Source organism: Streptomyces sp. WAC03905, assembly GCF_057371075.1.
On record NZ_JBXYDZ010000003.1, the window covers coordinates 4,976,456 to 4,990,555 of the forward strand.

The following is a 14,100-nucleotide window of genomic DNA, read 5'->3' on the forward strand; positions in this document are numbered from 1 at the left end:
GCCGATACGTCGTCAAAGTCTTCCGGCAAGCGTCCAAAGGTGAACCGTCTCAAGTTTTCATCCGCCCTCGAAACCCCTGGAGGCCTGGATTTCGGCCGAGTTGCTGCGTCACAGTTGCGTCGTCCGCAGACAAGCCGGTGGGCGGGGTCTGCTCCGGCGCTGCGGACAGTTCACGGCTGGCGGGGAAAAGGAGATACGCGATGGGTCTTCCGTCCTGGGAGGACAAGAAGCTGGGCACGATGAAGCGTGCCGCGCTGTGGCTTGTCAGCGTGGTAGGGGAAGGGAACTCCTTCACGAAGGAAGAGGTGAAGCAGGCGTTCCCCGGGGTCAGCCAGGCCGACCGCCGCGTCAGGGACCTGCGGGACTTCGGGTGGCGGATCGATACGAACCGCGAGGATCTGACCCTCAGCCAGAACGAGCAGCGCTTCGTGTTTCCCGGCGAGCCCGTCTGGGAGCCCGGGAAGGGAACCAGGCCGGCTACGTCGCTCACTGACACCCAGCGCCGCGAAATCCTGGCGAGGGACGGACACCACTGCCGTTCCTGCGGAATCACGGCCGGCGAGACCTATCCGGGAACGTATGTGTCGGCCCAGCTCGACATCGCGCGGCGCCCGGTTCTCTGTCACGACGGAACGACCACCGTAGAAAACGTGGCTGAATGCAACCGGTGCCGGGTGGGCGGCCGGGGCCTGACCGCTGATCTCACCGGAGTCCTCGGGCGCCTGCAGGGGCTCAGTGGGATGGACCGCAAGACGATGGCCGACTGGGTGGCCGCTGATGCCAGGGAGTTCGCCGAAGTCGAGCGCCTCTGGGCGGATTACAGGACGCTGCCGGCCGATGCCCGGAACGCGGTCAGGGAAGCTCTCTCCCTTCCGTCGGCCGGAGGATAGGACCACATCCTGGGGCCGTACGTGAGTACGGCCCCAGGATGCACGCCCGCCAGGCGGGTTCCGTTACGTACCCATAGACAAGTCAGAGGAGAACCCACCGTGAGCATGGACTTCGGCCGGCCGCCCCGTGCCGCAGAGACACAGGAGCTGGTCGAGCAACGGCTGAAGGAAGCCAGCGGCGGCGGGCTCCAGGAGACGCTGACCGTCGAGTGGCGCACCAAGCCCACGGTGGTGCAGGTCATCGACATGCCCATTGAGCGGGTGTACTTCAACCCGGCCACGCACCGGATCCGGGCCCAGCGCAGCTTCGACCCGGACCGTGACCTGCAGCTGACGGATGATCCTTGGAGCACTGACAGTCAGGACTACCTGCGCTACCTCCTGCAGGCGCTCCCGTCGAACCCCGCTAAGCGGGACGGGGACTTCGACGAGCTCAAGCAAAGTCTCAAGGACTACCGACAGAACGAACCGGGCCTCGTCACGCGCGACGGGATCCTCGTCAACGGCAATACGCGTGTAGCCGCCCTGCGTGAGCTCGGAGTGACCAGCGTCAGGGTCGGTGTGCTGCCTGATTCCTGCACGTGGACGGACATTAACGCGGTTGAGCTGTCCCTGCAGCTCCGTCACGATACGCGTCGGCCGTACTCGTACATCAACAGACTGCTCACCATCGAGGAGCAGGCAGCGGCAGGCAGGCCACTCGCCGACATCGCCAAGGACTTCCGTATCCGCACGGAGACCGCTGAGCAGGACCGCTGGGTCCTCTCGACCCTCAACGATCTCGTCATGCGCTCCCGGACCGGGACTGCCCAGCTGAAGCTGATGGACTTTGAGGAGCAGCAGGAAAAGCTGCGCGAGTTGCACCGGGCTTACGCCAAGGCGGTGCGCCAGAACCCGGCGCAGGCAGACCTGCTGAAAGAGAACAAGCTTGCTCTGATCGTGCTGGAGTTCTCCAAGACTGACGTTCGCCTCGCCGACGTGGACTTCCGCACGCGCTACCTCCAGCGCCACCTTCCGGAGCAGTTGCAGAAGGCGCCTGACCAGGCTTCGGCTGCCCGGGTCATCCCGGGGCTCAACCGTTCGTTGCCGGGTGACAACCCGCAGGTACTGGCGGCGAAGGCGTTCACCGACACACTCCTGCGAGCCAAGGCGATGGTGAAGGCACTGGAGGGAGTGAGCGGGGAGGCGGCCGACGAGGCGGCCACGGTGTGGAAGCAGGCCAGGGAGGCGGTGAACGAGGCCCTCGTGCCGGCGGGTAAGGATGCGCGTGTGCGCAAGCGAAAGCAGGCGGCACCGGACCGTCTCCACGACGCAGTCCAGTCCCTCGAGCAGTGCGTGACGGACATGACGCTCGCGCGCGCCTCGCGCAACCTCGACGAGGAGCTGTTGGACGAGGCGATCCTCGCACTGAGGGCCAGCCTGAAGAAGCTGGCGCGCGAAGCGGCACGGATCGAAGAGCCCGGAGACGGTGTGCTGTGGCTGCTGGATGCCGTGCGGCAGGAGGAAGCGTGAGCGGGCCGTCGCTTCGCCTCGGCCTGGATGTCTCCCGGACCAACGCTCTGCTCAGGGCTTCCCATGCCTTCGGAACGGATCTGACGCATCTGGCGGCTGGTTTTCCAGGGGGTGGCCAGCGTGGCCCGCTGCTGCTTGAGGTGCCGCTCGATGACTTCCTGTCAGGCCTGCAGCTGCTGTCGGACTGGCCGGAACCGGAGTCCGTCGAGTGGGAGGAGGATCTGCTTGCCCTTGTCAGTGACGTCCTTGATGACGCTGACCAGGCCTCCAGGTATCTGGAGCGGGGATCCGAGGGGACCCTGGAAGCAGCGGATGAGGACACGGTCTTGTTGCCTGCGGCCCTGGGGCCGGGCTGGCGGGCGGACCTCACGGCTTTTCAGCGGCGTGACATTGCCAGACTGCTGGCGATGAGGCATGGGGCGAACTTCAGCGTTCCCGGCGCAGGGAAAACCCGTGTCGGTCTCGCGGTCTATGCGGCCATGAAAGAGCGCGGGACGGCCCGCCGTCTCCTCGTGGTGAGTCCTAAATCGGCCTATGAGTCATGGATATCAGAGAGCCAGGAGTGCTTCGAAGCGCCCCCCGTGACTACCGTCATGGAGAAGACTCCGGATCCGTACGCGGAGATCCTGATTGTCAACTATGAGCGGCTTGACCGTTCGCTGACGACTCTCGCAGGCTGGCTCCGCGCGGTGCCCTCCATGGTGATTCTCGACGAAGCGCACCGGATGAAGCTGGGTGCGCAAGGCACGTACGGAAGTGCCTGCATGGCACTCGGGCCACTCAGCCGGCGCCGGCTCATCCTGACGGGCACCCCGGCTCCCAACGGTGCACGGGACCTCGAGAACCTTCTGTCCTTCGTCTGGCCCGGACACGGCCGACGGGTCGTGACCCAGGCTGTGGCGGGAGGTGACCTTGCTTACGCGAGTTCGGTTCTCCGGCCGCTCTTCACGCGTACGACGAAGAAGGAACTCGGACTGCCTCCGTTCCAGCCGCTCATGCGCACAGTTCCGCTCGCAGGACTGCACCGGGAGATCTACGACGCTCTAGTGGGGAGGTTCACCACACGCGCCGAAATTTCCCGGGGCGATTTCGACGCGCTGGGCAAGGCCATGCTCAGGCTTCTCATGGCGGCCACGAGTCCTGCGTTGCTCGTGGAAGGAAGCAGCAAGTACGAGCCCCTTAATTTCCAGGTGCCGCCGCTGGATATCCCTGCTGACGAGTCGCTCTATACCCTGCTTCAGCAACTTCCCCAACACGAGATGCCGCCGAAGTACAGGGAGGTCCAGGAGATCGTTTCCCGGAACGCAGCAGCTGGGCGGAAAACCCTGGTTTGGTCCACCTTCGTGCGTAACATCACGAGTCTGGAGGTGCTGCTCGCCGAGTACCGTCCGGCGGTGGTCCATGGGGGCACGCAGGACCGGGAGGAGCAGATCTCCCGCTTCCGGCGGGACCCCGACTGCTTCGTCCTGATCTCCAACCCAGCCACGCTCGGTGAGGGCATCAGTTTGCACCATGATTGTCATGACGCCGTCTACGTGGACCGGGACTTCATGGCCGGCCGTTTTCTCCAGAGCCTGGACCGCATCCATCGCCTTGGCCTCGCTCCGGACGCTGAGACCCGCGTCACCGTCCTCGCATCGGAGGGGACGATAGACGAAGTGGTCGCCCTCCGGCTGTCCGAGAAGCTGGAGTTCATGGGGGGCATCCTCGACGATCCAGCGGTCCGTCAGCTCGGCGATCTGCAGGAGGAGCCGCCGATGGCTGCGGGCATGGACGAGGCGGACGTGCGGGCGCTGCTGGAGCACGTCGGGGCTGCGGCGGTCTCCTGAGACACCCTGAGACAGGTGTGCTGGCCAAGGCTGGCGTGCCCGTCTGGAGCGCGTGGCGCAGTGGTGTCAGTGGCGGATGCGACACTTGCCTGTCTGCATCTGCCACACCAGGAGGACTCGATGGGTGCCAGCGATCACACGCTGACCTCGATTGAGATTTGCGCCGGCGCCGGGGGGCAGGCCATCGGCCTCCACCAGGCTGGCTTCAGCCATCTCGCTCTCGTAGAGATCGACCAGCATGCGGTGGCGACGCTGCGCCGCAACGTGGCGGCGCGAGACGGCTGGGAATTCGAGCGCAAATTCTGCGACATCATTCTCAAAGATGTCAACGACTTCAAGCCGCTGGTGGACCTGGAAAACCCAGTCGAATATCTTGGGCGCCAGCTGCGGCGCGGAGAGCTCGGTCTTCTGGCTGGCGGTGTGCCGTGCCCACCGTTCTCGCATGCCGGCAAGCAGCTGGGCAAGGACGATGAGCGTGACCTCTTCCCGCGGATGCTTGATCTGGTGGACGAGCTCTACCCGCAGGCAGTGATGATTGAGAATGTCCGCGGAATCATGGATGACAAATTCTCTGAATATCGCGACTGGGTTCTCGCCCGCCTCCAGGGGGGACGGGCTAAGGATCCCCAGACCGGCATCGAAGAGGATCTCAAAGGCGCTGGGTATCGGGTCTGCGGCTGGAACGTCATCGAAGCGAGCGACTTCGGTGTTCCGCAGCTTCGCCCGCGGGCCATCCTGGTCGCGATCCGTGAGGACATTCTCGGATGCAGCGAGTTCACATGGCCGCAGCCACAGGGGGACATCGTCACCGTGGCGGACAAGCTCGGTCCGAGCATGGAGGCCCGATACAAGCCGTACATCGACCAAGGCGGAGTCGTCGGGCAGCGAGCGCACGACAAGCTGGAGAGGTGGAAGGGCAAGAGCGGGGCCATTGCGCCCACCCTGGTCGGCGGATCAAAGAAGCACGGCGGAGCAGACCTCGGTCCGAGCCGGGCCAAGGCCGCATGGCGCGACCTGGGTGTGAACGCCCTGGGAGTTGCCAACTCCCCCAAGGACGTGGACCGGAAGGACAGCAGCGAGCGTGACCTGTTCCGGGAAGATGGACCGATGCTGACCGTGAGCCAGGCGGCGCTGATCCAGGGCTTCCCGCCGGAATGGGACTTCGAAGGCGAAGAGGGGCGGGAAAAGCCGCTCCCGGGCAAGACAGCCCAGTACCGACAGGTGGGTAACGCTTTCCCGCCGCCCGTGGCGCGTGTCGTCGGTGAGGCGATCGCCAAGGTGCTGAGGTCCGCTGTACCAGCCGCCCCGAACGGCGACGACGCGGCCCTCTAGCGCTTGGGCATTTCCGGCCGGAGGCGCCGCTCGCCGACAACCGACACGATCGTCGCAGCGCAGGCATCGGACTGCTCGTGCTCCCAGAACCGGAGCACGAGCCAGCCCGCACCCTCCAGCTGCCGGTCGGTGTCGCGGTCCCGTGCGATGTTCCGTGCGACCTTCTCTGACCAATAGCCGGAATTGGTCCTGGGGGGTACGTAGTGCTCGGGGCAGCCGTGCCAGTAGCAGCCGTCGATAAAGACAGCGACCTTGGCAGGCCGGAACACCAGGTCGGCCGTCCTGCGGAGCTCTGGCAGCGGACGGGCCGCGACCCGGTAGCGCAGACCCCTGGCATGTACGAGCTGGCGGATCACGCGCTCTGGTTTGGTGTCGCGGCTGCGGATCGCCTGCATGTTGCGCCGCCGTGCGGCCGACGAAGCCCAGGAACCCGCAGGGGGCTGCCAGGGACCCTCACCCTTCATGGGCCTGACCTCCCTCAAGCCGCAGGGCGACCCAGTCTTCCGGACCCAGCGTGATCTTGTGAGCGGCAGCAAGCTCCTGCTGGTCGCGCCACTTCCCACACAGCAGCGTAAGACCGTCCTGGGCGAGGTGCTTCCTGATGTTGCGTGCCCGGCGCAGCGGGTCATGCCGGCCCGCCCCGACCGTAGTGATCACGCTGCGCGGGATGACGTGCCCCTCGAGGTAGCGGAACATCATTCTGAACCGCTGTTCCTGGCCTGGCCGCTTTGCGAGGACCAGGCCGGCCTGGTCCTCGGAGAGCAGGGTCAGGGGATTGACGGGAAGCGGTGTCCAGTCGTAGAGCGGCACGCTCCACTGGTCACGAGCGTCTACGGCAAGGCCGCGTTTGCCGTCGCGGTTGCCGCTGCCGCGGTACAGCCACGAACGGTGGGCCCGCACCAGCCACGAGCGGTGCCGCCCCCGCCCGATCTGTATCTGGGTGCAGATGCAGAGTTGGCAGTGCGCTTCTGACGGTATGGCCCAGTTCGAGCCGACAGTCGCCTTTATGTCGATGGGCACGTTCGCGATGTGAGTGTCCAGTGGCCGCGTCTTCGGCAGGCCGAAAGACCGCAGGACCTCGTACTCCAGCTTTGCACCGACGGACGCTTTCTCTCCGGGGTGGACATCGGGAGCCATCAGGTCATAGCGGCCAGTGCGTGCCCCGTCCAGCACGTAGTCAATGGAGTTGGCGATGGCGCTCGTGTACAGGCCGGCCACGTCGAAGAGCCGCAGCCAGTTCAGGACGGCCTGCACATCTGGGTCGTCGTCCGGTGCGAGCAGGACGTGTTCATCAGCGGCGTCGTTGGTGCAGGTCTCGCCTGGTCCCTGCAGTGCGAGACGTCCCTTGCTCATGCGCGTGCAGTCCCCGAAGGTTCCCCGTGGCACTCCGAGTACGGCTTGCCCGAGGTGCACCAGCAGGGGGCGGTGGGGGTGGGGGGCCAGGGGGTGGCCTTGCCGCGGGCTGCGAGGGTCGTGGCGTATTCGGCCAGCAGGCTGGGCGAGGCCGGGGAGGTCTTCTCCGAAGCCGCGAAGGCCTCGTACGAGGGGACGCTCGCCGTCACGATGCCCAGGTTCGTCGTGCCCGACGCGGCGAGGGCGCGCAGGGAGGTCTCGATGTCGCGCAGGTGCGCCTCGTGCGAGGCGTACTCCGAGCCGAGCGTCGGGTAGCTGGTCAGCAGCTCCGACAGTTCGCGCTGCGGCCAGTGGAGGATGGCCACCGGGAACGGGCGGGACAGGGCCGCGCGGCGGTCGCCCAGCTCGGCGCGCAGGCGGGCGATCTCCGCACGCAGCTCGGCCGGGTCGTCGGAGCCCAGGGCCCAGATGCGCTTGGGGTCGTGGAGCTCGTCGAGCGGGATCGGCCCGATGTGGCGGGTGTCGGCGACCATGTCCCAGTCGTCGTGCGGGCGCCCGAGGAGGCGGCGTACCCGGTGGCGGCCCGTCAGGAGGGCGGTGGTGGCCGGGGTGAGCGGGGTGGAGTCCGCGATCAGGAGGGTGGCGGCCTGGGTGAAGCAGTCCTCCGCCGCTTCCAACTCGTCGTGGGCCTCCAGAGCTTCCGCGATGACCTCCCACGGCGCCGGGTCCTTGGGGGAGGCGGCGCGGATGCCCGCGATGAGGGCGCGGGCCTCGGCCTCGTGGCCGTACTCCCAGAGGTTCGCCGCCTGGAGGGCCTTGATCAGGTGGGGGTCGGCGGGCGCGGCGGACAGGAGTCGGTCGTAGAGGGCGCTCGCCCGGTCCCGTTCGTCGGCCAGTTCGAGGTGGGCCGCGGCCTGGAGGAGCAAGGGCTCCTGGTCCTCGGGGTAGCGGGTCGCCGTGCGGATGAGGCGCTCGGCTTCGGCGATGTGCTCGGCAGGCGTGTCGGGGCGCATGGTTCACACCGTACTGCCGCTGGTCAGTTGACGGGGGAGGACTTAGGGTGCCGCCCGTGCGGGATCACATACCTGTGGTGGTTCAGGGGAGGGGCCGGCGGGCGCGCCGGGCCGGTCTCGTGGGGGTCCTGTGGGCGGCTGCCGAGCTGACCGTCACCGTGGGCGTGGTGGTGTTGTTGCTGGTGGTGCACCAGGTGTGGTGGACCAACCGGCAGGCGGCGGCCGCGGCGCAGGAGCAGGTCCGGGCCCTGGAGCGGGCCTGGGAGCGTGAGCCCGCCGCCGATTCCGGTCCGGCCGTGGTGGAGTCCCGCGGGCCCGCCGAGCCGTCCCCCTCTCCGGTCGCTTCCGCCGGGGTGTCGTCGTCCTCCCCTCCGGCGCGGGCGCCCGGTACGAGGGAGCCGGGGGCCCCGGGGGGCCGGGAGGGGGCGTACGCCGTGCTGCGCATTCCGCGTCTCGGCCTGGTCGTGCCCGTCGCGCAGGGCATCGACAAGCGGGCGGTCCTGGACAAGGGCTACGTCGGGCAGTACCCGGGGACCGCCGGGCCCGGGGCGCGGGGGAACTTCGCGCTGGCCGGGCACCGCAACACCCACGGCGAGCCGTTCCGCCGCATCGACCGGCTGCGGGCGGGCGACGAGCTGATCGTCGACCTGCGCGGGCGCAGGTACACGTACGTGGTGGACAAGACGCTGAGCGAGACGACGGAACGGGACACCGGAGTGATCGCGCCGGTGCCGCGCAGCGTGGTGAAGCCGGGGTACGGCTACGGCGAGCCGGGCGCCTACATCACGCTCACCACCTGCACGCCCGAGTACAGCTCGAAGTACCGGCTGGTGGTGTGGGGGACCCTCAGGTCCTGATGTCCGCCCCGCCGTTCTGTCGATGGGTTGTCGGCGGGCCCGGTTACCATCGATCGGGAACAGGGTTTCGAGAACGTCGAGCGGGGAGGGGGAGGTTCGTATGACCGGACCGCGACGCGACGTCGTCCCCTTCGCCCGGGTCCTCTCCGTGCTGCTGCCGCTCCTGGTGCTGGCCGGGGGAGCCCTCGGCCTGTTCGCCGGCGAGGGCGGGCTGGGCGCCGTGGTGGTGGCCCTCGCGGCGACCGTCGCCGCCGTCTCCGTGGGCGCGGAGGCCCTGGCGGCCGCCGCACGGCTCGTACGGCCCGTGCCGCCCCACCGCATACGCACCGCGATCCGTGATCGCGAGCAGCGCACGGCGTTCCTGCCGCAGCGCGATCCCGACGCCTCGGGCCGGTCGCGGCCCCGGGCGCCCGGCCGTCCCGTCCCGACGGCCGCGTAGGGGCGCGCAGTACCTCTCGCCTTCTGCTGACTGACCGATCACTGTTGTCGCCCCCTCGCGGGTCGTCACGCCGAAATGCACCTCTTTCGACGTTCGACGAGACCCCTCGGAGGGCCCACGTGTCCGTTTTCACCCACCTTGTTGTTGAGCTGGGCCGGCTTCTGGAGCCGGTGCTGGCAGAGTCCGCGACCGCTGCCGCCATCGTGCTGTTCACCGTGCTCGTACGGCTCGCCCTGCACCCGCTGAGCCGGGCCGCCTTCCGCGGCGCGACCCCGGTGGCCGGCTGCCTGCCCCTGCTGCTGCAGCTGCCGGTGTTCTTCCTGATGTACCAGGCGTTCTCCTCGGGGGGTGAGCTGCTGAGCCACCGGCTGTTCGCCGCGCCGCTGGGGTCCCGGTGGACCGAGGCGCTCGGGGACGGAGGGCCGTTCGGCGCGCGGGGGCTGGTGTTCCTCGGGCTGTTCGGGGCGATCGCGGTGGTGGCCGCGTGGAGTGCCGTGCGGGGGCGCCGTTCGGCGGCGACGGCTGCGCGGACGGCGGCTGCGGCCGCTGCTTCCGCCCCCGGGAAGAAGCCCGCGGCGGGTGCGGGCGTGCCCGAGCTGAGCGCCGAGCAGCAGGAGGTCATGCGCAAGCTGGGCGGCGTACTGCCCCTGCTGTCCTTCGGGACGCTGATCACCGCGGCCGTGGTACCGCTGGCCGCCGGGCTCTACCTGCTCACCACCACCGCCTGGACGGTGGCGGAACGGACCTGGCTGGAGCACCGCAAGGCCCGCGCCGCCGAGCGCGCCGCCGAGCCCGCTACGGGAAGCGCCGCCGAGCCGGCCGCCCGCCCCGTTACCGAGCCGGCCGCACAGCCCGTTGCCGAGCCCGCCCCCAGGAGCGCCGCACGGCCCGCCGCCGGGCGCGTCGCGAAGCGTGCGGGCCGGAAGCGGCGGCAGGCCGACGGAGCGTCGCGTTCCAGTCTGTGAACAGGGTCTTGCGGATTGGGTGGACATCTTGGAGGATCGACCAATCCTCCGATGGCCGCAACCCATCGTCCGGCCCGGGGCATGCCCATGGGTCGACCACCCACGACCACGGGAGAATGCCCATGAAGCTGCTGCGTGTCGGACCGGTCGGGTCGGAGCGCCCCGCGCTGCTCGACGGGGACGGGACCCTGCGGGACCTGTCCGGCCTGATCACGGATGTGGACGGCGCCGTGCTGGCCGACGACTCCGCGCTGTCCCGGGTACGGGACGCGGCCGCGTCGGGCGAGCTTCCGGTCCTCGACGCCGAGGGGCTGCGGATCGGCGCGCCCGTCGGCCGCATCGGCAAGATCGTGGGCATCGGCCTGAACTACTTCGGGCACGCGGCGGAGATCGGCGCGGAGCCCCCGGCCGAGCCGATCCTCTTCCTGAAGGCAGCGGACACCGTGGTCGGCCCCGACGACACCGTCCTGATCCCGCGCGGCAGTGTGAAGACCGACTGGGAGGCCGAGCTCGGCGTCGTCATCGGCAGCACCGCGCGCTACCTCGACTCCGCGGAGCAGGGCCTGGCGCACGTCGGCGGCTACCTGCTGGTCAACGACGTCTCCGAGCGCGAGTTCCAGATTGAACGCGGCGGCACCTGGGACAAGGGCAAGAACTGCGAGACCTTCACCCCGCTCGGCCCGTGGCTGGTCACCGCCGACGAGATCCCGGACCCCCAGGTCCTGGACGTGAAGCTGTGGGTCAACGGTGAGCTCACGCAGGACGGCAACACCTCCGACCAGATCTTCCCGGTCGGCGAGGTCGTCCGGTACCTGAGCCGGTTCATGACCCTGTACCCGGGTGACGTCATCGTCACCGGTACGCCCGCCGGCGTGGCGATGGGCCAGCCGGAGCCGAAGCCGTACCTGCGGGCGGGTGACGTCGTGGAGCTGGAGATCGACGGTCTGGGCCGTCAGCGCCAGGAGTTCAAGGGCGCCTAGCCGGCCGCTGCGGCCGGAGCGCAGCGAGGGGGAACGGGCGGGGCCGCCGCACCGGCGGCCCCGCCCGTCGCGCATGCACTCGACATGCCCGCGACCGGGGTGTCACGCGACCCCGGGCTCCGGCGTGACGGTGCAGCTCGACCGCCACCCCCTCCTGGGAGGACATGCGGGCCGCCTCCAGCACGTCGAGGCAGTGCGCGGCGTCGTGCGCCGTGACCGGGGCCGGCCCGCCCGTGCGCAGGGCTTCGGCGACCGCCGCGTAGTACGCCGGGTAGTCGCCCAGTTCCGTCGGTACGGGGGCGCCGCCGCCGGTCAGCGGGGACTCGCCCGATCCCACCCGCCCCCACAGGTGCGGAGGCTCCTCGCCCCAGGGCAGTCGTCCGTCCGGCCGCAGCCCCTCGCGCAGGGCGCCCTCCTGGGGGTCCAGGCCGTACTTGACGTAGCCGGCCCGGGAGCCGAGCACGCGGAACCGCGGCCCGAGCTGGGCGGTGGTCGCGCTGACGTAGAGGTGGGAGCGGACCCCGTTCGCGTGGGTGAGCGCGATGAAGGTGTCGTCGTCGGTCTCGGCGCCGGGCCGGCGCGCGTCGGTCTCGGCGTAGACCCGTACGGCCGGCCCGAACAGCACGAGGGCCTGGTCGACGACGTGGCTGCCGAGGTCGTACAGCAGACCGCCGATCTCCTCCGGGGCGCCCGACTCGCGCCAGCCGCCCTTCAGCTGTGGGCGCCAGCGCTCGAAGCGGGACTCGAAGCGCTGGATCTCGCCGAGTTCGTCGTCGGCGAGGAGGCGGCGCAGGGTCAGGAAGTCGTTGTCCCAGCGGCGGTTCTGGAAGACGGAGAGGAAGGTGCCGCTCCGGTCGGCCAGGGCCGCGAGCGCCCGCGCCTCCGCGGCGGTGGCGGCGAGCGGCTTGTCCACGACCACCGGCAGGCCGGCCTCCAGGGCGGTGGTGGCGAGCGGGACGTGCGTCTTGTTGGGGGAGGCGATCACGACCAGGTCGAGGTCGCGCTGCCACAGCTCGTCGGCGGTGGCGACGGTGTGGACGTCGGGGAATTCCGCGCGGGCCCGCGCCTGCCGGTCGGGGTCGGAGGTGACGACGGTGTCGAGTGCGAGTCCGTCCGTGGCGGCCACGAGGGGGGCGTGGAAGACGGAACCGGCGAGTCCGTAGCCGATGACGCCGACGCGGAGCGGTGAGGATGGTGCGGTGGGGGAAGCGGGTGCGCTGGGGGCGGGGGTGCTCATGGGCACCACTTTGGCAACAGTGTTGCCGAAGTGCAAGGAAGGTGGACAATGGGCTGGTGGACAGCGGCAGCAGGAACAGCGATCACGACGCTCACCGCGGTCAGGGCGGGCGCGGCGGCGCGGGCGGGCGTGGCGGCGTGGGCGGGCGTGACGGTCACGGCGGCCATGGCGGTCATGAGGGTCGTGTCGGCCACGGGGATGCCCACGGTCGGCGTGGCGGGGTGAACCTGCCGGCGCTGCGCGGCCACAACGAAGCGCTGGTGCTGGAACTGCTGCGCGGCGCCGGACCGGTGGGCCTGGGCCGCTCGGAACTCGCCGCCCGTACGGGACTCACCCCGCAGGCCGTCAGCAAGATCACCGCGCGGCTCGGCGCGGACGGCCTGATCGCGGAGGCGGGGCGCGCCGCGTCCACCGGCGGCAAGCCGCGCACCCTGCTCCGGTTGGTGCCCGACGTGCGCCACGCGGTGGGAGTGCACCTGGACCGGGACGCGCTCAGGGCGGTACGGGTGGACCTGGCGGGCCGCGTCGTCGCCGAGAGCGGCGGCGCGCTCGACTTCGCGGCCGGACCGGAGGCGGCGGTCGAGGCGGTGGTACGGGCGGTCGCGCGGGTCGGCGACCCGGCGGCCGGACCGCCGCTCGTGGGCGTCGGCGTGGCCGCGCCGGGGCCGCTGGACCACCGGGGCGGGGTGATGGGACGGGTGACGGGATTCCCGAGCTGGAAGGGCTTCCCGCTGAAGGGGGTGCTGGAGGGGCGGCTGGGCCTGCCGGTGGTGCTCGACAAGGACACGAACGCCGGTGCGGCCGCGGCCGCGGGAGCGTGGCTCCGGGCGACGTGGCCGGAGGCGGGGGCGGAGGCGGAGGCCGGAGCCGGGGTCGGGGTCGGGGCCGGGGTCGGTGCCGGGGTCGGGGCCGGGGGAGACGTGGTCGCGGGTCCGGACGCCTACCCCGGCGGAGGGCCCCGTACCTGCGTGTACCTGCACGTCGGGACCGGGCTCGGCGCGGGGCTGTGGCTGGGCGGCGGGGTCTACCGGGGGGCCCGTTCGGCGGCGGGGGAGTTCGGTCATCAGGTGCTCCTGATGGACGGCCCGCCCTGCCGGTGCGGGGCGCGCGGCTGCGTCGAGGTGCTGTGCCTGGAGGCGGTGGCCCGCGGGGATCTGCGGGGGGCGGCGCGGATCGTCGGCGAGGCCGCCGCCAACCTGGTCGCGCTGCTGGATGTTGACCGGGTGCTGCTCGGCGGGCGGGTGGTGGCGGCGGCACCGGACGTCTTCGTGGCCGGGGTCGGAGCGGTGCTGGCGGCCCGGGCACTGGATCCGGCCCGGCCGGTGGTGGCCCTGGCGGGGGCGGGCGTGGCGGAAGGGGCGGCGGAGATGGCGCTCGCGCCGCTGTTCGGGCGGGGGTAGCTGCCGGTCCTCGCGGGGGTGCGGGGCGCTGCGCAGCCGTGCCGTGCCGGGTGCGTTGCGGTGCGCTGCCGTGCCGGGTGCGGCGCCGTTGCGGGGGCGCTGCCCCCGGGCCCCCGCGCCTCAAACGCCGGCGGGGCTGGAGTGTGCGGCGGGGCTGGGTGGGGGTGTGGCGGGGCTGGGGGGTGCGCGCGGGGTTGGCGGGTGCGGCGTCGTTGCGGGGGTGCTGCCCCCGGGCCCCCGCGCCTCAAACGCCGGCGGGGCTGGAAGGTGTGGCGGGGCTGGGGGGTGCGGGC

Annotated in this window: 14 protein-coding genes; 10 read left to right on the top strand and 4 right to left on the bottom strand. The window is 70.4% G+C overall.

Annotation, left to right across the window (positions count from 1 at the left end):
- Positions 1-200: 200 nt before the first annotated feature.
- From AC2RP6_RS24955 to AC2RP6_RS24970, 4 genes are all read left to right on the top strand, one after another.
- On the top strand, positions 201-890 hold the full coding sequence (locus AC2RP6_RS24955) for an HNH endonuclease (RefSeq protein ID WP_486448216.1): 690 nt from the start codon (positions 201-203) through the stop codon (positions 888-890).
- A gap of 99 nt (positions 891-989) precedes the next feature.
- A complete protein-coding gene (locus AC2RP6_RS24960; protein ID WP_486448217.1) occupies positions 990-2,402 on the top strand; it encodes a ParB N-terminal domain-containing protein in 1,413 nt (470 codons plus the stop codon).
- Complete coding sequence (locus AC2RP6_RS24965) at positions 2,399-4,231, top strand: DEAD/DEAH box helicase (RefSeq protein WP_486448218.1); 1,833 nt, start codon at positions 2,399-2,401, stop codon at positions 4,229-4,231. The genes AC2RP6_RS24960 and AC2RP6_RS24965 overlap by 4 nt, the downstream gene beginning before the upstream one ends.
- 120 nt (positions 4,232-4,351) lie before the next feature.
- Positions 4,352-5,563 (top strand): DNA cytosine methyltransferase, encoded by a 1,212-nt coding sequence (locus AC2RP6_RS24970; RefSeq protein WP_486448219.1) that lies wholly within the window; start codon positions 4,352-4,354, stop codon positions 5,561-5,563.
- Here AC2RP6_RS24970 and AC2RP6_RS24975 read toward each other — a convergent pair.
- Genes AC2RP6_RS24975 through AC2RP6_RS24985 form a run of 3 tightly spaced genes read right to left on the bottom strand, consistent with a single transcriptional unit; the run spans position 5,560 to position 7,929 of the window.
- Complete coding sequence (locus AC2RP6_RS24975; protein WP_486448220.1) at positions 5,560-6,027, bottom strand: very short patch repair endonuclease; 468 nt, start codon at positions 6,025-6,027, stop codon at positions 5,560-5,562. The two genes, AC2RP6_RS24970 and AC2RP6_RS24975, sit on opposite strands and share 4 nt — an antisense overlap.
- Positions 6,017-6,916: a NaeI family type II restriction endonuclease gene (locus AC2RP6_RS24980; RefSeq protein WP_486448221.1), complete on the bottom strand. Its 900-nt coding sequence runs from the start codon at positions 6,914-6,916 to the stop codon at positions 6,017-6,019. The genes AC2RP6_RS24975 and AC2RP6_RS24980 overlap by 11 nt, the downstream gene beginning before the upstream one ends.
- Complete coding sequence (locus tag AC2RP6_RS24985; protein WP_486448222.1) at positions 6,913-7,929, bottom strand: SEC-C metal-binding domain-containing protein; 1,017 nt, start codon at positions 7,927-7,929, stop codon at positions 6,913-6,915. Before AC2RP6_RS24985 ends, AC2RP6_RS24980 begins: the two co-directional genes overlap by 4 nt.
- A 74-nt stretch (positions 7,930-8,003) precedes the next feature.
- Here AC2RP6_RS24985 and AC2RP6_RS24990 point away from each other — a divergent pair, with 74 nt between their 5' ends.
- From AC2RP6_RS24990 to AC2RP6_RS25005, 4 genes are all read left to right on the top strand, one after another.
- Positions 8,004-8,786, top strand: a complete 783-nt coding sequence (locus tag AC2RP6_RS24990; protein ID WP_486448223.1) for a class E sortase — start codon at positions 8,004-8,006, stop codon at positions 8,784-8,786.
- A 100-nt stretch (positions 8,787-8,886) separates the two neighbouring features.
- Positions 8,887-9,225 (top strand): DUF6412 domain-containing protein, encoded by a 339-nt coding sequence (locus AC2RP6_RS24995; RefSeq protein WP_486448224.1) that lies wholly within the window; start codon positions 8,887-8,889, stop codon positions 9,223-9,225.
- Positions 9,226-9,344: 119 nt separating this feature from the next.
- Entirely contained in the window at positions 9,345-10,190 is an 846-nt protein-coding gene (locus AC2RP6_RS25000) for a YidC/Oxa1 family membrane protein insertase (RefSeq protein WP_486448225.1), read from the top strand.
- 122 nt (positions 10,191-10,312) lie between these two features.
- Positions 10,313-11,170, top strand: coding sequence for a fumarylacetoacetate hydrolase family protein (locus AC2RP6_RS25005; RefSeq protein WP_486448226.1), 858 nt, complete (start codon positions 10,313-10,315; stop codon positions 11,168-11,170).
- Here AC2RP6_RS25005 and AC2RP6_RS25010 read toward each other — a convergent pair.
- Positions 11,157-12,407, bottom strand: coding sequence for a Gfo/Idh/MocA family oxidoreductase (locus AC2RP6_RS25010; protein ID WP_486448227.1), 1,251 nt, complete (start codon positions 12,405-12,407; stop codon positions 11,157-11,159). The genes AC2RP6_RS25005 and AC2RP6_RS25010 overlap by 14 nt on opposite strands.
- A 48-nt stretch (positions 12,408-12,455) precedes the next feature.
- Here AC2RP6_RS25010 and AC2RP6_RS25015 point away from each other — a divergent pair, with 48 nt between their 5' ends.
- Positions 12,456-12,632 (top strand): hypothetical protein, encoded by a 177-nt coding sequence (locus AC2RP6_RS25015; RefSeq protein WP_486448228.1) that lies wholly within the window; start codon positions 12,456-12,458, stop codon positions 12,630-12,632.
- Positions 12,629-13,807, top strand: coding sequence for an ROK family transcriptional regulator (locus AC2RP6_RS25020; protein WP_486448229.1), 1,179 nt, complete (start codon positions 12,629-12,631; stop codon positions 13,805-13,807). Before AC2RP6_RS25015 ends, AC2RP6_RS25020 begins: the two co-directional genes overlap by 4 nt.
- Positions 13,808-14,100: the final 293 nt, after the last annotated feature.

Bases quoted from the DNA above. Each gene is read 5' to 3' on its own strand.
- AC2RP6_RS25015 (WP_486448228.1), top strand. From the start codon at position 12,456: ATGGGCTGGTGGACAGCGGCAGCAGGAACAGCGATCACGACGCTCACC.
- AC2RP6_RS24975 (WP_486448220.1), bottom strand. From the start codon at position 6,027: ATGAAGGGTGAGGGTCCCTGGCAGCCCCCTGCGGGTTCCTGGGCTTCG.
- AC2RP6_RS24980 (WP_486448221.1), bottom strand. From the start codon at position 6,916: ATGAGCAAGGGACGTCTCGCACTGCAGGGACCAGGCGAGACCTGCACC.
- AC2RP6_RS24995 (WP_486448224.1), top strand. From the start codon at position 8,887: ATGACCGGACCGCGACGCGACGTCGTCCCCTTCGCCCGGGTCCTCTCC.
- AC2RP6_RS25010 (WP_486448227.1), bottom strand. From the start codon at position 12,407: ATGAGCACCCCCGCCCCCAGCGCACCCGCTTCCCCCACCGCACCATCC.
- AC2RP6_RS24970 (WP_486448219.1), top strand. From the start codon at position 4,352: ATGGGTGCCAGCGATCACACGCTGACCTCGATTGAGATTTGCGCCGGC.
- AC2RP6_RS24955 (WP_486448216.1), top strand. From the start codon at position 201: ATGGGTCTTCCGTCCTGGGAGGACAAGAAGCTGGGCACGATGAAGCGT.
- AC2RP6_RS24985 (WP_486448222.1), bottom strand. From the start codon at position 7,929: ATGCGCCCCGACACGCCTGCCGAGCACATCGCCGAAGCCGAGCGCCTC.
- AC2RP6_RS25005 (WP_486448226.1), top strand. From the start codon at position 10,313: ATGAAGCTGCTGCGTGTCGGACCGGTCGGGTCGGAGCGCCCCGCGCTG.